Below are 17,204 nucleotides of genomic sequence, written 5' to 3' on the forward strand. Positions count from 1 at the left end.
GAAAAGTCAGGAATCTTTCTCAGGAACGAGTCAACATGGCATTGACCCTCAAGGTACTGCTGGAAAACCGCCGCGCCGCCGGCGCCGACCCATTATTGCAGGCCAAGGCCGGGCTAAGCCTGCTGATTGAGGATGAGACGACGTCCATACTGTTCGATACCGGCCCCGACGACAGCTTTCTGCGCAATGCGGCGCTGATGGGCGTCGATCTCTCCCGCATCACCGCAACGGTGCTCTCCCACGGCCACTATGACCACTGCGGCGGCGTCGCCTGGCTGCCGGACAACAGCCGCATCATCTGTCACCCGCAGGTCGGCGATGAGCGCTATGCGGCGCTGAAGGTGCTGGGCCACACCCGGAAAATCAAAAAGCTCTCTTTGGATATCGACTACTCGCGCCACCGCATGCACTACAGCCGCGAACCGCTGGCGATCGGCGATCGCTTTATGTGGTCAGGCGAGATCGTGGTGCCCGCCCCGCGCGCCTACGGGGTGCTCGCCGGGGAAAACGCGGCGGTGGATTACGTGATCGACGAAGGGGTGCTGATTTACAAATCGGATCGCGGTCTGGTGATCGTGACCGGCTGTGGGCACCGCGGGATCGTCAATATCGTGCGCCATTGCCAGAAAATCACCGGAATCGAAAGGATCCACGCCCTGATCGGCGGTTTTCATCTGCGCTGCGCTTCCCCACGCACGCTCTGGCGCGTCCGCCGTTTTTTACGGCAGCATCAGCCGGAAAAGATCATGGGCTGCCACTGTACCGGCGCCTGGGGCCGGCTATGGCTGCCGGCAGGGATCTCGCCGGCCACCGGCGATAGCTGGATCCTGGAATAACGCCTGCGCCGCTCATCATTGAAATCGACAACAAATCGGATAAAACGCATAGTGTTTTTTGATGATAAATCCTCAACTTAGTCTTAATCTAACACCCCTGCGTTCTTAGCGACCCTCTGTCATGGAGTGAACAATGGCGTGTCATTTTGCCCGCTGGACCCCGGCCTCCGCTGTCCTGGATACCCAAAGACTCTCCGACGAAGTGATAGCCGCCACCCGCACCTTTTCCGTTAAACGCCGCACGCGCTTTCTGCAAGGGCGCATTCTGCTCGCCGAAATGATGTTCTACCTGTACGGCCTGCCGACGCTGCCCCCCATCGCCACCACGCCGACCGGCCGCCCCTGTTTCGCCGATCATCAGCTGCCCGATTTCAGCCTCGCTTACGCCAGCAACACCGTGGGTGTGCTGCTCAGCGACGAGGGCAAAGTCGGATTGGATATCGAAGTGATGCGGGCACGCGGCACCCAGCAAAGCGCGCTGCAACACGCGCATCAGACGCCGGCGGAAAGTGCCTGGATCGGCGCGCAGGACGATCGGCTGGAGGCGGAGACTCAGCTGTGGAGCATTCGGCAAAGCGTGCTGAAAATTTCCGGCCTCGGCAACAGCGGCCAATCTACGCTGCGTCTGCATCCCTTCTCCGGCCACCTGCGCTCCAGCGCTACGCCGGACGTTCAGGTGATGAGCGACGCCGACGAATACCTGAGCTGGGCCTGCGCTGGCAGCCCTGGGCTGGATCGCCTGCTGTGCTGGCACTACGAAGAGCGCCGCGGCCTACAGAAAGACGGGGAAATCTCGCCGCGCAGCCCGGCGGCGTCCTCGCGCTTCGTTAAACTGACGGGCCTGAAGACGCCCGGTTAACGCAGCGCAAAGCGGATAACGCTGTCTTTACCGCACAAGTTGCTGGATTAAATTGTAAAGACAGCTAAATGTTGAGCAATCGCCTATTCTCGACCCGCGCTTTAGCCTACTATTCGCCCATGTTGTACGCTGAATCTGCTCATTCGAAAGGGAGAATCACCATGTCAGACCAAGCCTTAAAAATCGTCACTCTGCTCGGCAGCCTGCGCAAAGGCTCCTACAACGCCATGGTAGCCCGCGCCCTGCCAGGCTTGGCTCCACAGGGTGTCACCATTGAAGCGCTACCCTCTATCCGCGATATCCCGCTGTACGACGCCGACATGCAACAGGGTGAAGGTTTCCCTGCCGCGGTCGAAGCGATCGCCGAACAGATCCGCCAGGCCGACGGCGTGATCATCGTCACCCCTGAATATAACTATTCCGTGCCCGGCGGCTTGAAAAACGCCATCGACTGGCTGTCGCGTTTGCCGAATCAGCCGCTGGCCGGCAAGCCGGTCGCCATTCAAACCAGTTCGATGGGGCCGATAGGCGGTGCACGCTGCCAATACCACCTGCGCCAGATCCTGGTGTTCCTCGATGCGATGGTGATGAACAAGCCTGAGTTTATGGGCGGCGTGATCCAGAGCAAGGTCGATGAACAGGCCGGTGAACTGAGCGATCAGGGAACGCTGGATTTCCTGACCGGCCAGCTGTCCGCGTTCAGCGATTTTATTCGCCGCGTGGAATGAAGATCTCGCGGCGCCCACCGGGCGCCGCAGCAGGACATGAAGTCCGTCAATTTATTGAAAATTAAAGCAATAGCATTATGTATTTTTTCATTTTAGCGTTATTTTTTATTTCCATCACCAGTCCCGTTTTTGCCGCAGACTTGCGTTATCCCGCCGGTGAAGAGCCGCTGGAGCTGCCGGCACACAGCGCGCTCAACGCCCAGCTGTCGCGATCCGCGCAAAGCCAGGAAGATAAAAAGTTGGGTGCCATGTCGCTGTACCTGACGCTGATGCGTGAAGATGGCCGCAACGTCTGGGCGCCCTACCAGCTGGCGGTATCGTCGGCGGAGAAAGGGCAAACCGAACTGGCGGAGCGCTACCTGCAGCTGAGTGCCGACCGCGGCCTGTGGTACTACTACAACCTGCTGGAGGACGACGCCTTCAACAGCATCCAGCACTCCGCCACCTACCAATCGATCCTGGCCGCCACCAAAGCGCGCTATCTGCAGCACGCCCGTCACTATGAAGGCAAGGCCAGCTACGCGATGCCGGACGGCGAAGCGCCGCCCGAAGGCTGGCCAACGGTGATCTTCCTGCATACCTACGGTAAAGCCGCCGCCATCAGCCCCGAGGAACGTCTGCTGTTCGGCGAAATGGGCGTGGCGTACATCGAGATCAACGGCACGCAGATGCTATCGGAAAACAGCTTCCGCTGGTCGAATTACAGCGACGAGAGCACCCACACCGCCATTCAGCGTACGCTGCAACAGCTGGCTCCGCAGCTAAAGCTGAATACCCAACGGATTTACCTCAGCGCCCGCGGCCAGGGCGCACTGCACGCCGCCAACCTGATCGCGAAGTACCCGCAGTTTTACGCCGGCGCGCTCCTGATCGCCCCCAACGGAGAGATCAAGCCGGCCCAGCAGTCGCTGGCGGCGCAAAAGAAAATCGTGATGGCGTATTACGATCGGCAGAACTTCAGCGAGCAGGCGCTGGCATTGCACTTCGCCAATCTGTTCGGGGAGGATAATCAGGTGCAGACGCTGCACTTCGCCCAGGGAGAGGATGCCGCCGGCAGTTGGCAGGCGCGCTTCAGGCGGCCGTTGCAGTGGGTGTTGGATCGGGCGCCGGATGCGACGCCGGGCGTCTAGGGGTCAGGGCCGGCAGGCGCCGGCCCTTTGGCGGTCAATGGCCGTCGACGAAGACGATCTTCAGCACGAACAGCAGCGCCACCACCACCACACACGGGCTGATTTCACGCCAGCGGCCGGTGCCGAGCTTCATCACGCAGTAGGAGATAAAGCCGAGCGCGATACCTTCGGTGATCGAGAAGCTGAACGGCATCATCACCGCGGTAACAAACGCCGGTACCGCTTCGGTCAGATCGTCCCACTTCACCCGCGCCAGGCTGGAGGTCATCAGCACGCCGACGTAGATCAGCGCGCCGGCGGCGGCGTAAGCCGGCACCATGCCCGCCAGCGGCGACAGGAAGATCACCAGCAGGAACAGCAGGCCGGTGACCACCGCCGTCAAACCGGTGCGGCCGCCGACGGCGACGCCGGAAGAGCTTTCGATGTAAGCGGTCACGGAAGAGGTGCCCGCCAGCGAACCGGCCACCGAGCTGATGCTGTCGACGTACAGCGCCTGCTTCATGCGCGGGAATTTGCCCTGGCTGTCGGTCAGGCCGGCTTTATCGGTAACGCCGATCAGGGTGCCCGAAGAGTCGAACAGGTTCACCAGCATAAACGAGAAAATAACCCCGGCCAGCCCGATGTTCAGCGCGCCGGCCACGTCGACCTGGCCCACCACCGAGGTGATGCTCGGCGGCAGGGAGAACAGGCCGCCGTATTTCACGTCGCCCAGCATCCAGCCGATCAGGGTGGTGACCACGATCGACACCAGCACCGCCGCGTGGAAGTTACGCGAAGAGAGCACGGCGATGATGAAGAAGCCGAGCGCGCCCAGCAGCACGTTGTGCGAGGTCAGGCTGCCGATGGTCACCAGCGTGTCCGGGTTGGCCACCACGATGCCGGCGTTTTTCAGCCCCATCATGCCGATGAACAGACCGATGCCGCTGGTGATGCCGACCCGCAGGCTGACCGGAATGTTGGCGATCATCCAGTAACGGATGCGGAAAATGGTCAGCAGCAGCAGGCCGACCGCCCCCCAGAAGATGGCGCCCATGCCCACCTGCCAGGAGATGCCCATCGCCCCGACCACCACGAAGGCGAAGAAGGCGTTCAGGCCCATCGCCGGCGCCAGCGCCACCGGCAGGTTCGCCAGCAGGCCCATAAAGATGCTGCCGAAGGCGGCGATCAAACAGGTAGTGACAAATACCGCCTGGGTATCCATGCCCGCCGCGCCCAAAATTTGAGGGTTAACGAACACGATATACACCATGGTGAGGAAGGTGGTGATACCGGCAATCGTTTCCGTACGCGCCGTCGTGCCATGTTGCTTGAGTTTAAACACGCGCCCAAGCAAGCCTTGCTCAGCGTCAAGGCCAGATACTGGTTTGGTCATTATCAGAATTCCGAAAATGGGAATGGACAGTCGCCGGCTATCCTATAACAAAAAGTGGGGCTTTTGACGCCGGTCACAGGTTTTTTTCGCCGTCTTTACGGCTAAACGCGTCAACGGCTTGTATTTACAGGCTTTCATCCCCCGTTGCCGCCCGCTGCGTTGCCGTTTGCCGGCACGGCCGATAAAATGGCCTATCGCATCTCTTACCCTACCCGCTAAAAAAACAGGAATCCGCATGTCTTCGACCTTTATCGATAAGCTCGCGTTAATTACGCTGAAAGATGACAAAGTGGCGCTGGTGCGTTCACACAATAAGACGCTGTTTTATGTCCCGGGCGGAAAACGCGAAGCGGGTGAAACCGACGAACAGGCGCTGTGCCGCGAAATCGACGAAGAGCTGACCGTTGCGCTGCAGCCGAGCTCCATCGCATTTTACGGCGAGTTCACCGGCCCGGCGGACGGCAAGCAGGACGGCACCCAGGTGCGCATTCGCTGCTATCAGGCCGACTTTACCGGGCAGCTGCAGCCGGCCGCCGAAATCGCCGAACTGAGGTGGTGCGACAGCCGCGATTTGCCGCACTGCTCACACGTCGCCGCGCTGATTTTGCACGATCTTAAGGCGCGTAACCTGATCAAGTGATCGCTGAGTGGCCTCAGCGGCGCGAACCCGAAGGAACCTGTCCCGCATGAATCAGATTGACTGCATTTTGTTCGACTGCGACGGCACGCTGGTGGACAGCGAAGTGCTGTGCAGCAAAGCCTATGTGCACATGTTCGCCCGCTACGGCATTCACCTGTCGCTGGAAGAGGTGTTCAAGAAATACAAAGGGGTGAAGCTGTACGAGATCATCGATCGGGTCAACGCCGAGCAGGGCACTGACCTGGCAAAAGAAGCGCTGGAGCCGCTGTATCGGCAGGAGGTGGCGAGGCTGTTCGACAGCGAACTGCAACAGATTGCCGGCGCCCGCGAGCTGCTGGCGCAGGTGACGGTGCCTGTTTGCACCGTCTCCAACGGGCCGGTCAGCAAGATGCAGCACTCGCTCGGCCTGACCGGCATGCTGCCTTATTTTGATGACCGGTTGTTCAGCGGCTATGACATTCATCGCTGGAAGCCGGATCCGGCGATCGTGTTTCACGCCGCTGAACAGATGCAGGTACCGGTGGCGCGCTGCATCCTGGTGGACGATTCGCCCGCCGGCGCCCAGGCCGGCATCAACGCCGGCATCCCGGTCTTTTACTTCTGCGCCGATCCACATAACCCGCCGATCGACCACCCGCTGGTGACAACGTTCGACGACCTGGCCCAGCTGCCCGCGCTGTGGCGCGAACGCGGTTGGCGGCTCACGGCCGATTAACTGGCCGGCAACGGCGGCTTGTTGCGCCACCAGCGCCAGGACCGTTTCAGCGCGCGGGTTTGCGCGCCGAAGCGGCGGTTGACCGCGTTGGCCAGCAGATCGAGCGCCAGGCAGAATACGAAGTAGACCAGCGCCACGAACAGGAACACTTCCATCGGATAGACCATGCTGCGGTTGTTGACCTGGGTCGCCAGGAAGGTCAGTTCGCCAACGCCGACGATATAAGCCAGCGAGGTGTCCTTGATCAGGGAGATCCACTGGTTAATGAACGACGGCACCATCATGCGCAGCGCCTGCGGCAGCACGATCATGCGCAGCGTCTGCCAACGGGTCAGCCCCAGAGAAAGCCCGGCCTGCCATTGGCCGGGGCCGATCGCGGCGATGCCGGCCTTCACCGCATGGGCCAAATAGGCCGAAGCGATCAGCGCCAGCGCGCACACCACGGTAGTGATTTCCGGGATCTCGACGCCGAACACCATCGGCAGCAGGAAATAGGTCCAGAAGATCAGCATGATGACCGGAATGGCGCGGAAAAAGCCCAGCACCGCCGCCAGCAATCCGGCGGCGACGCCGCGCGACATCGCCAGCGCCACGCCGAGTAAGGTACCAAGCACCGCCGAAGCCACGCCGGCCATCAGGCTGATCGCCAACGTCAGCGCCGCGCCGCCCAGCGGCCCGTCCGGCCAGGTGCCCCACAGCAGGTAGCCCAGGTTATCGTGAATTACGCTGAAATCCATCTCAATGTCCTCCCAGCGGTTTACGCTGTTGGCGCCACATGCCCCAGCCTTCCAGCAGCGCGATGATGGCGATATACAGCACCGTCGCCACGCCGAACGCCTGGAAGGTGCGCAACGTTTCGGTTTCGACCTGACGCGAGGCGTAAGAGAGTTCGGCAACGCCGATCGCCATGGTCAACGACGAGTTCTTGATCACGTTCATGTATTGCCCGAGCAGCGGCGGCAGCGCGATTTTCAGCGCCTGCGGCAGCACCACGTAGCGCATCGCCTGCCAGCCGGTCAGCCCCAGCGCCTGGGCGGCATATTTCTGCCCGCCGGCGACGCCGCGAATACCGGAACGGATCTCTTCGGCGATAAAGGCGGTGGAGTAGAGCGTCAGGCCGAAGAAACCGGCGAGAAACTCGAACGACGGCCACTCAAGCGGGCCGACCTGATGCGAGCTGTTCAGCCACTGCATGGCGGCGGACGGCAGGATCTGCCCGGCGGCGAAGTACCAGAAGAACAGCTGCACCAGCAGCGGCGTATTGCGAAACAGCGAGCTGTACCCCATCGCCAACCAGCGCAACGGCCGCAGGCTGCTGTCGCGCATTGCCGCCAGCACAAAGCCCAGCAGCGTGGCCGCCAGGCCCGCGCAGGCGGAAAGCCACAGCGTCAGCAGAAAGCCGTGCCACAGCCAGCTCAGGTATTGCGGCGCCAGCAGCCAGTCCAGGTTCATGTTCAATCCTTGTCTTGCAGAATGCATCAGGGGCGCAGCAAGCTGCGCCCCTCCGTGCCGATCTCACCACGAGCGGCTAAATCAGGCTTTCGGTTGCTGATCCAAAGGCGCGATTTTGAAATCGCCGCGCGGTTGGGCGGATTGGGTTTCCGGCCCAAACCAGCGATCGTAAATCTTAACCGCTTCGCCGTCTTTTTCCAGCTTGATCAGCGTCTCATTCACCGCGGCGGTCAGGCGATCTTCGCCCTTGGGAATGCCGACGCCCTGGTATTCTTTGGTCAGGCTGAACGGCGAAATTTCAAATTCCGCCTTCTGCGCCGCTGGCAGATTGCCGAGCAGGCCAACCAGCTTTGCGTCGTCCTGGGTGATCGCCTGCACGTTGCCGTTACGCAGCGCCACAAACGCCAGCGGGGTGTCATCGTAGGAGATCACTTTCGCCGTCGGGAAACGCTCGCGCAGGGTGATTTCCTGCACCGTACCCTTATCCGCGCCGATGCGCAGCTTCTTGATGTCTTCCGGGGTTTTCAGCACGCCTTTGCGGGCGATGAATTTTTGCCCGGTGGCGAAGTACGGCACGCTGAAGTTCACTTCCTTGGCGCGCTCGTCGGTAATGGTGAAGTTGGCGGCGATCAGGTCAACCTTCTTCGACACCAGCAGCGGAATGCGGTTGGCCGGGTTAGTGGCGCGCAGCTCCACTTTCACGCCCAGCGCTTTACCGATCGCATCGGCGACGTCCACATCGTAGCCCACCAGCTTCTTGCTTTGCGGGTCGATGTAGCCGAACGGCGGGTTGCTGTCGAACACCGCGATACGCACCACGCCGGCTTGCTTGATATCGTCAAGTTTGTCCGCGTGCGCGGCGCCGGCAGCGAGGCCGGTCAGACTGGCTAACAACGTTAAGGCCAAAGCGCGATGTTTCATAGAAAGCTCCTAAGTGGTTGATGTCCTGCTGGCGGATAAGCTAGCAAGCGCCACATAGGTCAGGAAATAATATAAAAAGCTATGTTTATAACCTTTTTATCTTTACGCGCTTAAGATGGAATAAAGGCGCGGGAAACCGCGCCTTTGAAGGATATTACCCGGAAAGGGTTAGTCGGCTTTTTCGTCTTTACCGCCCGGAGAGAGCAGCTTTTCCAGGGCGTCGCCGCCCAAATGACGGAAGTCCTGCCCTTTGACGAAATAGAAGATAAATTCGCAGATGTTCTGGCAGCGGTCGCCGATGCGCTCGATGGAACGGGCGCAGAACAACGCGGTCAGCACGCTGGGAATGGTGCGTGAGTCTTCCATCATGTAGGTCATCAGCTGACGCACGATGCCTTCGTATTCCTGGTCGACCTTTTTATCTTCGCGGTAAATACGGATCGCCTCGTCCAGATCCATGCGCGCGAAGGCGTCCAACACGTCGTGCAGCATCTGCACGGTGTGGCGCCCCAGCGATTCCAGGCTGACCAACAGCGGCTGGTGCTGGTGCGAGAACTTCTCCAGTGCGGTGCGGCAGATTTTGTCCGCCACGTCGCCGATGCGCTCCAGCTCGGAAATGGTTTTGATGATCGCCATCACCAGGCGCAGATCGCTGGCGGTTGGCTGGCGCTTGGCGATGATGCGCACGCAGGCTTCGTCGATCGCCACTTCCATCATGTTGACCTTGGCGTCGCCTTCGATCACGCGCTTGGCCAGCTCGCCATCCTGATTGTGCATCGCGGTGATGGCGTCGGTCAGCTGCTGCTCCACCAGCCCGCCCATGGTCAGCACCTGGGTGCGGATATGCTCAAGCTCTGCGTTGAACTGGCCGGAAATGTGTTTATTTAAATTCAGGTTATCCATGATGCTTCCTATCAACCATAACGGCCAGTGATGTAGTCTTCAGTCTGCTTTTTCTGCGGCGCAGTGAACAGGTTATCAGTATCACTGAACTCGATCAGCTCGCCCAGATACATAAATGCGGTAGAGTCGGAGCAGCGCGCCGCCTGCTGCATGTTGTGCGTCACGATCACCACGGTGTAGTCGGCCTTCAGCTCGCTGATCAGCTCTTCAATCTTGCCGGTGGAGATCGGATCCAGCGCCGAGCAAGGCTCATCCAGCAACAGCACTTCCGGACGAATGGCGATGCCGCGGGCGATGCACAGACGCTGCTGCTGCCCGCCGGAGAGGCTGTAGCCGCTCTGGTGCAGCTTGTCCTTGGTTTCGTTCCACAGCGCCGCCTTGGTCAGCGCCCACTGCACGCGCTCGTCCATATCGGCGCGCGACAGCTTTTCAAACAGGCGAACGCCGAAGGCGATGTTGTCGTAAATCGACATCGGGAACGGCGTCGGCTTCTGGAACACCATGCCGACCTTGGCGCGCAGCAGCGCGATATCCGAGTTGTCGGTGAGGATGTTCTGGCCGTCCAGCAGGATGCCGCCTTCCGCACGCTGTTCCGGGTATAGCTGGTACATCTTGTTGAAGGTGCGCAGCAGGGTGGATTTGCCGCAGCCGGACGGGCCGATAAACGCGGTGACCTTGTTCTTGGCGATATCCAGCGTGATGTTCTTCAGCGCATGGAATTTGCCATAGTAGAAGTTCAGATCGCGTACCTGAATTTTGCTGCTGGAAGCGTCAGTAACCATACTCATCAAGAGTTCTCTCTTTTCATCAGCGCCGCCAAAGCGGCGCTCAAAATTTTATGAATGCTTTTTCTTGGCGAAAATCACGCGCGCCAGGATATTCAGTAACAGTACGCACAGGGTGATCAACAGCACCCCGGCCCAGGCCAGCTGTTGCCATTCGGCGAACGGGCTCATGGCGAATTTGAAGATGGTCACCGGCAGGTTGGCGATCGGCTGCATCAGGTCGGTGCTCCAGAACTGGTTCGACAGCGAGGTGAACAGCAGCGGTGCGGTTTCCCCCGCGATGCGCGCAATCGCCAGCAGCACGCCGGTGATGATGCCGGACACCGACGCCTTCAGCGTGATGGCGGAAATCATGCGCCATTTCGGCGTACCCAGGGCGTACGCGGCCTCGCGCAGCGTATCCGGTACCAGCTTCAGCATGTTCTCGGTGGTGCGAATGACGATCGGCACCTGCAGCAGCGCCAGCGCCACGATGCCGGCCCAGCCGGAGAAGTGTTCCATCTTCGCCACCACGATGGTGTAAACGAACAGGCCCACCACGATCGACGGTGCGGACAGCAGGATATCGTTGATAAAGCGGATCACTTCCGCCAGCCAGGATTTACGGCCGTATTCCGCCAGGTAGATGCCAGCCATGATGCCCAGCGGCGTACCGAAGAGGGTCGCCCACAGGATCAACAGGCCGCTGCCGGCGATGGCGTTGGCCAAGCCGCCGCCCGCGGTATTCGGCGGCGGGGTCATTTCGGTAAACAGCGCCAGCGACATGCCGTCGAAGCCTTTGGTGACGGTGGCGATCAGGATCCAGATCAACCAGAACAGCCCGAACGCCATGGTCGCCATCGACAGGAACAGCGCGAGGCGGTTTTTTTGCCGGCGCCAGGCCTGCATTTTGCGGCGGCTTTCCGCCAGAACGACTGCGTTTTGCATATCCATCGTCGCCATGTTAACGCCCCTCATTCTTGGCCAGACGCATGATCATCAGTTTCGACAGCGCCAGCACGATAAAGGTGATAACAAACAGAATCAGGCCCAGCTCCATCAACGCGGCGGTGTGCACGCCGGACTCGGCTTCGGCGAATTCGTTGGCCAGCGCTGAGGTGATGCTGTTACCCGGCATATACAGCGAAGCGCTGTCGAGCTGGTAGGTGTTACCGATGATAAAGGTCACCGCCATGGTTTCCCCCAGCGCGCGGCCCAGGCCCAACATCACGCCGCCGATGACGCCGTTTTTGGTGAACGGCAGCACGATGCGCCAGATGACTTCCCAGGTGGTGCAGCCGATGCCGTAGGCCGACTCTTTCATCATCACCGGCGTCTGTTCGAACACGTCGCGCATAACCGCGGCGATGTAAGGAATGATCATGATCGCCAGGATCACCCCGGCGGCCAGGATGCCGATGCCGAAGGCCGGGCCGGAGAACAGCTCACCGACGATCGGAATGCCCGACAGCACTTCGCCCACCGGCGTCTGGAAATATTCGGCGAACAGCGGGGCGAACACGAACAGGCCCCACATGCCGTAGACAATGCTCGGGATGGCCGCCAGCAGCTCAATGGCTATGCCCAGCGGCCGCTTCAACCAGTTCGGCGCCAGTTCGGTCAGGAACAGCGCGATGCCGAAACTTACCGGCACGGCGATGATCAGCGCGATAAGCGAGGTGACCACGGTGCCGTAGATCGGCACCAGCGCGCCGAACTGCTCCGCCGGCGCGTCCCACTCTTTGGTCCACAGAAAAGCGAAGCCGAATTTCTGCATGCTTGGCCAGGAGGCGAAGATCAGCGAAACGATAATGCCGCCCAGCAACAATAGGGTAATCAGCGCCGCCAGTCTCACCAGCGCGCTGAAAATGATGTCACCGTTTTTGCCCGGTGCTTTGATGGTCGGCTTGTACTCAGCCATAGATTACTCTCTGTTTGAACCCTGGCAGCCCCAACCGGGATCGGAGCCTGAAGAACTGTGTGGGGCGCGGCGAACCCGCGCCCCTGCGTTGTTAGTACAGCGCTTTACCTGAACTGTCTTTTACGTTGGTTTTCCAGGCCGCGCGCACCTGCTCAACCACTTCTTTCGGCAGGGTGGCGTAATCCAGCTCGTTAGCCTGTTTGCCGCCGGTTTTGTAAGCCCAGTCGAAGAACTTCAGCACTTCGGCGCCCTGAGCAGGGTTTTTCTGCTCTTTGTGCACCAGGATGAAGGTGGTGGAGGTGATTGGCCACACGTTGTCGCCTTTCTGGTCAGTCAGATCCTGAGCGAAGGTCTTGCTCCAATCCACGCCTTTAGCCGCGTTGCTGAAGCTTTCTTCGGTCGGGCTGACCGGTTTGCCGTCGGCGGAAACCAGCTTGGTGTAAGCCAGGTTGTTCTGCTTGGCGTAAGCGTATTCTACGTAGCCGATAGAGCCAGGCAGACGCTGAACGAAGGCGGCGATGCCGTCGTTGCCTTTGCCGCCCAGACCGGTCGGCCAGTTAACGGTAGAACCGGCGCCAATCTTTTCTTTCCACTGCGCGTTGGCCTTGGACAGGTAGCTGGTGAACACGAACGAGGTGCCGGAACCGTCGGCGCGGCGCACCACGGCGATGTTCTGGTCAGGCAGTTTCACGCCTGGGTTCAGCTTGGTGATAGCCGGATCGTTCCACTTTTTGACGTTGCCCAGGTAGATATCGCCCAGGGTTTTGCCGTCCAGAGTCAGTTCGCCGGATTTAATGCCCGGGATATTCACGGCCAGCACTACGCCGCCGATCACGGTCGGGAACTGGAACAGGCCGTCGGCCGCCAGTTTGTCGTCAGACAGCGGGGCGTCGGAGGCGCCAAAGTCAACGGTGTTGGCCACGATTTGCTTCACGCCGCCAGAGGAGCCGATGCCCTGATAGTTAACTTTGTTGCCGGTTTCTTTCTGATAAGAATCTGCCCACTTGGCGTAAACCGGAGCGGGGAATGTCGCACCTGCACCGGTCAGGCTGGCAGCAGCGAACGCGGACACGGCGGTCAGGGAGAAGGTCGCTGCCACAATACTGGCGACGGTGGTACGCATCAGTTTCATAATCCCTCCTAATGGGATATTTAAAATCGACTTCGAGTCGTTTTAATCAGAGTAAGTATTGCTGCAGGAGGGAAAATAGGACAGTTTGGTGACAGAAAAATGTACGCAATATGACAGTTATATTACAGTGCATTTGAGGGGTAATGATTTATATAAAAATCAACTTGTTAAATCAAAAACAGCACAATTGCCAAGCAATAAAAAAACCGTTTGGCCACGCCCTATCCGCTTGAATATGACAATGTTTATCGCCGAATCGGTCGCGTTGTCATCTTTAAGGTCGCTCATGAAAAAAGCCGGCGCGAAGGCCGGCTTTTGCACTTTACCTACGGCAGATTACTCTACTGTGACAGACTTCGCCAGGTTGCGCGGCTGGTCAACGTCGGTGCCTTTGATCAGCGCCACGTGGTAAGACAGCAGCTGCAACGGCACGGTGTAAAAGATCGGCGCGACGATTTCCTCGACGTGCGGCAGAGGAATGATGGTCATGCCTTCGCTGCTGACGAAGCCGGCGTCCTGATCGGCGAACACGTACAGCTGGCCGCCGCGCGCGCGCACTTCTTCAATGTTGGACTTCAGCTTTTCCAGCAGTTCGTTGTTCGGCGCCACCACAATCACCGGCATATCGGCGTCGATCAGCGCCAGCGGGCCGTGTTTCAACTCGCCCGCCGCATAAGCTTCGGCATGAATATAGGAGATCTCTTTCAGCTTCAGCGCCCCTTCCATAGCGATCGGATACTGATCGCCGCGGCCGAGGAACAGCGCATGGTGCTTGTCGGAGAAGCCTTCCGCCAGCGCTTCGATCTCTTTATCCATCGACAGCATCTGCTCGATGCGCGCCGGCAGCGCCTGCAGGCCGTGCACGATCTCCTGCTCCACGCTTTCTGCCATGCCTTTCAAGCGGCCCAAGCGCGCCACCAGCATCAACAGCACGGTGAGCTGCGTGGTGAAGGCTTTGGTCGAGGCTACGCCGATTTCCGTGCCGGCCTTGGTCATCAATGCCAGATCGGACTCGCGCACCAGCGAAGAACCCGCAACGTTACAAACGGCCAGCGAACCGAGATAACCCAGCTCTTTGGACAGGCGCAGCGCCGCCAGGGTGTCGGCGGTTTCGCCAGACTGCGACAGGGTGATGATCAGGCTGCCCGGGCGCACCGCCGATTTGCGGTAACGGAATTCGGAGGCGATCTCGACGTCGCAAGGCACGCCGGCCAGCGCTTCGAACCAGTAACGCGCCACCATCCCGGAGTGATAAGAGGTGCCACAGGCAATAATCTGCACGTGCTGCACCTTGGCCAACAGCTCATCGGCGCGCGGGCCCAGCTCGCTCAGGTTGATTTGGCCATGGCTGAAACGCCCTTCCAGGGTGTTTTTCAGCGCCAGCGGCTGTTCGTAGATCTCTTTTTGCATGTAGTGGCGGTAAGCGCCCTTGTCGCCGGCGTCATACTGCACCTGGGATTCGATCTCAGGGCGCTCGATGGCGTTGCCCTGCTTGTCGAAGATGTTGACGGTGCGGCGAGTCACTTCCACCACGTCGCCTTCTTCCAGGAAGATGAAGCGGCGAGTGACCGGCAGCAGCGCCAGCTGATCGGAAGCGATGAAGTTTTCCCCGACGCCGCGGCCGATAACCAGCGGGCTGCCGGAGCGCGCAGCGACCAATACGCTCGGATCGCGGCTGTCCATTACCACGGTGCCATAGGCGCCGCGCAGCTGTGGGATCACGCGCTGAACCACTTCCAGCAGCGTACCGCCTTGAAGTTGTTCCCAGTGCACCAGGTGCGCGATCACTTCGGTGTCGGTTTCGGAGCTGAAGCGATAACCGCGTTCGATCAACAGTTCGCGCAGCGGTTCGTGGTTTTCGATGATGCCGTTATGCACCACGGTAATGTAGTCGGAAACATGCGGGTGCGCGTTCGCCTCAGTAGGTTCACCGTGCGTTGCCCAACGGGTGTGAGCGATGCCGGTACCGCCGTGCAGATCGGTCTGCTCCGCCGCTTCGGCCAGTTTTTGCACCTTGCCTACGCGGCGCAGGCGGCTGACGTTGCCTTTTTCGTCGACCACCGCCAGACCGGCGGAGTCATAACCGCGGTACTCGAGACGACGTAAACCTTCCAACAGGATTTCTGCGATATCACGTTGCGCTACTGCGCCTACAATTCCACACATCAGTTATATTCCTAATGAACGCCCTTCATGGGCGCTTTCGATGCCTTGACCTGATTTTTGCCGGTTTTTACCGTGCGCCCCCCGAGCCTGTAGATGGTGGGGGTTATTATGTTTTGTATTGGGCTCGTGAACGGAGCCCAACGCAAAACACACTATGACTTCTTCTTCACCGGACGTTGCCAGCCCTGAATGTGCACCTGCTTGACGCGGCTCAGCACCAGTTCGTTCTCGGCGATATCGCGTGTCACCGTGGTGCCGGCGGCGATGGTGGAGCCTTTGCCGACCGACACCGGCGCCACCAGCTGAGTATCGGAACCGACGAATACGCCGTCGCCGATCAGCGTCTTGTGCTTGTTGGCGCCATCGTAGTTGCAGGTGATGGTGCCGGCGCCGATATTCACGTCATCGCCGATTTCGGCATCGCCCAGGTAGCTGAGGTGGCCGGCCTTGGAGCCTTTGCCCAGACGCGCCTTTTTCATTTCCACGAAGTTGCCGACGTGAGCCCCTGCCGCCAGCTCCGCGCCTGGGCGCAGGCGGGCAAACGGCCCCACGGTGCAGTCGGCCTCCAGCACGCTGTCTTCCAGCACGCTGTAAGGGCTGATCTCGCAGTCATCGCCAATCACGCAGTTTTTCAGCACGCAGCCGGCACCGATTTTCACTCGGTCGCCCAGCTTGACGCGCCCCTCGATAATCACATTCGCATCAATAGTGATGTCGCGGCCGTGAACAAGTTCCCCGCGCAGATCGAAACGCGCTGGATCCAGCAACATCACGCCGGCCAACAGCAGCTTTTCAGACTGTTCCGACTGGAAGACGCGCTCCAAGGTCGCCAGCTGCAGGCGGTTGTTCACGCCTTCCACTTCGCTCAAACGCGACGGGTGCACGGTTTCGATTTTCTTGCCGTCGGCATGGGCCAACGCAATGATATCGGTGATGTAGAACTCACCCTGTGCGTTGTCGTTATTCAACATCCCCAGCCAGCGCTTCAGATCGCGCCCGTTCGCCACCAGGATGCCGGTATTGATTTCGTTAATCTGGCGCTGCGCCTCGCTGGCATCCTTGTGTTCGACGATGCCCACCACGTTGCCCTGCTCGCGCACGATGCGGCCGTAACCACTCGGATCGTCCAGCTTGACCGTCAGCAGACCGATGCCGCCCTGTGGCTTGGCCGCCAGCAGGCGTTGCAGCGTATCCACGGAGATCAACGGCACGTCCCCGTACAGCATCAGCACGTCTTCATCGTCGGCAAAGTGTGGCGCGGCCTGCTGCATCGCATGGCCGGTCCCTAGTTGCTCGGCCTGCAGCACCCAGTTCAGCGCGCCGTCAGTCAACGTACTCTTCAGTAGATCGCCGCCGTGGCCGTATACCAGATGGACATGTTGCGCGCCCAGTTTCATCGCGGCATCAATGACGTGTTGCACCATCGGCTTGCCGGCCAACGGATGTAAGACCTTGGGAAGATCGGAATACATGCGTGTTCCCTTGCCCGCGGCGAGGATAACCACGCTCATTGCGCTGTTCGACATAAGCAACCTGATAACTCCATTTTGATAGACGAAAGTAAAACCGTTTAGCGACGATATTACTACATATTTCTCTGCACGAACCCGGTGCAGACCGCGTGGGCCTTGGCCTGCCGCTATCGCGGCCAATTCGGCGTCGGGA

Annotated in this window: 17 protein-coding genes; 6 read left to right on the forward strand and 11 right to left on the reverse strand. The window is 59.9% G+C overall.

Features of this window, described 5'->3' with window-relative positions; all coding sequences use genetic code 11:
- Window positions 1-35 precede the first annotated feature (35 nt).
- From ACJ8HT_RS18715 to ACJ8HT_RS18730, 4 genes are all read left to right on the forward strand, one after another.
- Window positions 36-836 carry an MBL fold metallo-hydrolase gene (locus tag ACJ8HT_RS18715; RefSeq protein WP_197653172.1) on the forward strand — a complete coding sequence of 267 codons (801 nt, stop codon included), beginning with the start codon at window positions 36-38 and terminating at the stop codon, window positions 834-836.
- A gap of 133 nt (window positions 837-969) precedes the next feature.
- On the forward strand, window positions 970-1,695 hold the full coding sequence (locus ACJ8HT_RS18720; protein ID WP_194572977.1) for a 4'-phosphopantetheinyl transferase family protein: 726 nt from the start codon (window positions 970-972) through the stop codon (window positions 1,693-1,695).
- 161 nt (window positions 1,696-1,856) lie between these two features.
- On the forward strand, window positions 1,857-2,423 hold the full coding sequence (locus ACJ8HT_RS18725; RefSeq protein WP_025304752.1) for an NADPH-dependent FMN reductase: 567 nt from the start codon (window positions 1,857-1,859) through the stop codon (window positions 2,421-2,423).
- A gap of 77 nt (window positions 2,424-2,500) precedes the next feature.
- The gene (locus ACJ8HT_RS18730) at window positions 2,501-3,553 is read left to right on the forward strand and encodes a hypothetical protein (RefSeq protein WP_126179095.1); all 1,053 of its coding nucleotides are present in this window, start codon (window positions 2,501-2,503) and stop codon (window positions 3,551-3,553) included.
- Window positions 3,554-3,587: 34 nt separating this feature from the next.
- Here the strand turns inward: ACJ8HT_RS18730 and ACJ8HT_RS18735 are convergent, their stop codons facing one another.
- Window positions 3,588-4,925: an NCS2 family permease gene (locus ACJ8HT_RS18735; protein ID WP_028128066.1), complete on the reverse strand. Its 1,338-nt coding sequence runs from the start codon at window positions 4,923-4,925 to the stop codon at window positions 3,588-3,590.
- A gap of 235 nt (window positions 4,926-5,160) precedes the next feature.
- On the opposite strand from ACJ8HT_RS18735, the gene ACJ8HT_RS18740 reads away from it, so the two are divergent.
- Entirely contained in the window at window positions 5,161-5,565 is a 405-nt protein-coding gene (locus tag ACJ8HT_RS18740) for an NUDIX hydrolase (RefSeq protein WP_194572976.1), read from the forward strand.
- A gap of 46 nt (window positions 5,566-5,611) precedes the next feature.
- Window positions 5,612-6,280: a 6-phosphogluconate phosphatase gene (yieH, locus tag ACJ8HT_RS18745; RefSeq protein WP_197653173.1), complete on the forward strand. Its 669-nt coding sequence runs from the start codon at window positions 5,612-5,614 to the stop codon at window positions 6,278-6,280.
- Here the strand turns inward: yieH and ACJ8HT_RS18750 are convergent.
- The 10 genes from ACJ8HT_RS18750 to glmU all read right to left on the reverse strand — a co-directional run bounded on the left by ACJ8HT_RS18750 (window position 6,277) and on the right by glmU (window position 17,065).
- Entirely contained in the window at window positions 6,277-7,017 is a 741-nt protein-coding gene (locus tag ACJ8HT_RS18750) for an amino acid ABC transporter permease (protein ID WP_004933841.1), read from the reverse strand. The two genes, yieH and ACJ8HT_RS18750, sit on opposite strands and share 4 nt — an antisense overlap.
- A gap of 1 nt (window position 7,018) precedes the next feature.
- The gene (locus ACJ8HT_RS18755) at window positions 7,019-7,732 is read right to left on the reverse strand and encodes an amino acid ABC transporter permease (RefSeq protein WP_025304748.1); all 714 of its coding nucleotides are present in this window, start codon (window positions 7,730-7,732) and stop codon (window positions 7,019-7,021) included.
- Window positions 7,733-7,813: 81 nt separating this feature from the next.
- A complete protein-coding gene (locus ACJ8HT_RS18760) occupies window positions 7,814-8,653 on the reverse strand; it encodes an ABC transporter substrate-binding protein (protein WP_019455482.1) in 840 nt (279 codons plus the stop codon).
- A 168-nt stretch (window positions 8,654-8,821) separates the two neighbouring features.
- Window positions 8,822-9,556 carry a phosphate signaling complex protein PhoU gene (phoU, locus tag ACJ8HT_RS18765; protein ID WP_016929613.1) on the reverse strand — a complete coding sequence of 245 codons (735 nt, stop codon included), beginning with the start codon at window positions 9,554-9,556 and terminating at the stop codon, window positions 8,822-8,824.
- A gap of 11 nt (window positions 9,557-9,567) precedes the next feature.
- Entirely contained in the window at window positions 9,568-10,338 is a 771-nt protein-coding gene (gene pstB / locus ACJ8HT_RS18770) for a phosphate ABC transporter ATP-binding protein PstB (protein WP_016929614.1), read from the reverse strand.
- A gap of 54 nt (window positions 10,339-10,392) precedes the next feature.
- Window positions 10,393-11,283 carry a phosphate ABC transporter permease PstA gene (gene pstA / locus ACJ8HT_RS18775; protein WP_004933824.1) on the reverse strand — a complete coding sequence of 297 codons (891 nt, stop codon included), beginning with the start codon at window positions 11,281-11,283 and terminating at the stop codon, window positions 10,393-10,395.
- 1 nt (window position 11,284) lies between these two features.
- Window positions 11,285-12,241 (reverse strand): phosphate ABC transporter permease PstC, encoded by a 957-nt coding sequence (gene pstC / locus ACJ8HT_RS18780; RefSeq protein ID WP_004933822.1) that lies wholly within the window; start codon window positions 12,239-12,241, stop codon window positions 11,285-11,287.
- A 91-nt stretch (window positions 12,242-12,332) separates the two neighbouring features.
- Window positions 12,333-13,373: a phosphate ABC transporter substrate-binding protein PstS gene (pstS, locus tag ACJ8HT_RS18785; protein WP_038876034.1), complete on the reverse strand. Its 1,041-nt coding sequence runs from the start codon at window positions 13,371-13,373 to the stop codon at window positions 12,333-12,335.
- Window positions 13,374-13,709: 336 nt separating this feature from the next.
- Window positions 13,710-15,539, reverse strand: a complete 1,830-nt coding sequence (gene glmS / locus ACJ8HT_RS18790; protein ID WP_049200563.1) for a glutamine--fructose-6-phosphate transaminase (isomerizing) — start codon at window positions 15,537-15,539, stop codon at window positions 13,710-13,712.
- A 152-nt stretch (window positions 15,540-15,691) separates the two neighbouring features.
- On the reverse strand, window positions 15,692-17,065 hold the full coding sequence (glmU, locus tag ACJ8HT_RS18795) for a bifunctional UDP-N-acetylglucosamine diphosphorylase/glucosamine-1-phosphate N-acetyltransferase GlmU (protein WP_197653174.1): 1,374 nt from the start codon (window positions 17,063-17,065) through the stop codon (window positions 15,692-15,694).
- Window positions 17,066-17,204 lie beyond the last annotated feature (139 nt).

Source organism: Serratia sp. CY44782 (genome assembly GCF_052168715.1).
Taxonomy (GTDB): Bacteria; Pseudomonadota; Gammaproteobacteria; order Enterobacterales; family Enterobacteriaceae; genus Serratia; species Serratia nevei.

Excerpts from the sequence above, each read along its gene's own strand:
- ACJ8HT_RS18720 (WP_194572977.1), top strand. The coding sequence starts at position 970 with ATGGCGTGTCATTTTGCCCGCTGGACCCCGGCCTCCGCTGTCCTGGAT.
- pstC (WP_004933822.1), bottom strand. The coding sequence starts at position 12,241 with ATGGCTGAGTACAAGCCGACCATCAAAGCACCGGGCAAAAACGGTGAC.
- pstS (WP_038876034.1), bottom strand. The coding sequence starts at position 13,373 with ATGAAACTGATGCGTACCACCGTCGCCAGTATTGTGGCAGCGACCTTC.
- ACJ8HT_RS18740 (WP_194572976.1), top strand. The coding sequence starts at position 5,161 with ATGTCTTCGACCTTTATCGATAAGCTCGCGTTAATTACGCTGAAAGAT.
- phoU (WP_016929613.1), bottom strand. The coding sequence starts at position 9,556 with ATGGATAACCTGAATTTAAATAAACACATTTCCGGCCAGTTCAACGCA.
- glmS (WP_049200563.1), bottom strand. The coding sequence starts at position 15,539 with ATGTGTGGAATTGTAGGCGCAGTAGCGCAACGTGATATCGCAGAAATC.
- pstB (WP_016929614.1), bottom strand. The coding sequence starts at position 10,338 with ATGGTTACTGACGCTTCCAGCAGCAAAATTCAGGTACGCGATCTGAAC.
- pstA (WP_004933824.1), bottom strand. The coding sequence starts at position 11,283 with ATGGCGACGATGGATATGCAAAACGCAGTCGTTCTGGCGGAAAGCCGC.
- yieH (WP_197653173.1), top strand. The coding sequence starts at position 5,612 with ATGAATCAGATTGACTGCATTTTGTTCGACTGCGACGGCACGCTGGTG.
- ACJ8HT_RS18730 (WP_126179095.1), top strand. The coding sequence starts at position 2,501 with ATGTATTTTTTCATTTTAGCGTTATTTTTTATTTCCATCACCAGTCCC.
- ACJ8HT_RS18715 (WP_197653172.1), top strand. The coding sequence starts at position 36 with ATGGCATTGACCCTCAAGGTACTGCTGGAAAACCGCCGCGCCGCCGGC.
- ACJ8HT_RS18725 (WP_025304752.1), top strand. The coding sequence starts at position 1,857 with ATGTCAGACCAAGCCTTAAAAATCGTCACTCTGCTCGGCAGCCTGCGC.
- ACJ8HT_RS18760 (WP_019455482.1), bottom strand. The coding sequence starts at position 8,653 with ATGAAACATCGCGCTTTGGCCTTAACGTTGTTAGCCAGTCTGACCGGC.
- ACJ8HT_RS18735 (WP_028128066.1), bottom strand. The coding sequence starts at position 4,925 with ATGACCAAACCAGTATCTGGCCTTGACGCTGAGCAAGGCTTGCTTGGG.
- ACJ8HT_RS18750 (WP_004933841.1), bottom strand. The coding sequence starts at position 7,017 with ATGGATTTCAGCGTAATTCACGATAACCTGGGCTACCTGCTGTGGGGC.
- ACJ8HT_RS18755 (WP_025304748.1), bottom strand. The coding sequence starts at position 7,732 with ATGAACCTGGACTGGCTGCTGGCGCCGCAATACCTGAGCTGGCTGTGG.
- glmU (WP_197653174.1), bottom strand. The coding sequence starts at position 17,065 with ATGTCGAACAGCGCAATGAGCGTGGTTATCCTCGCCGCGGGCAAGGGA.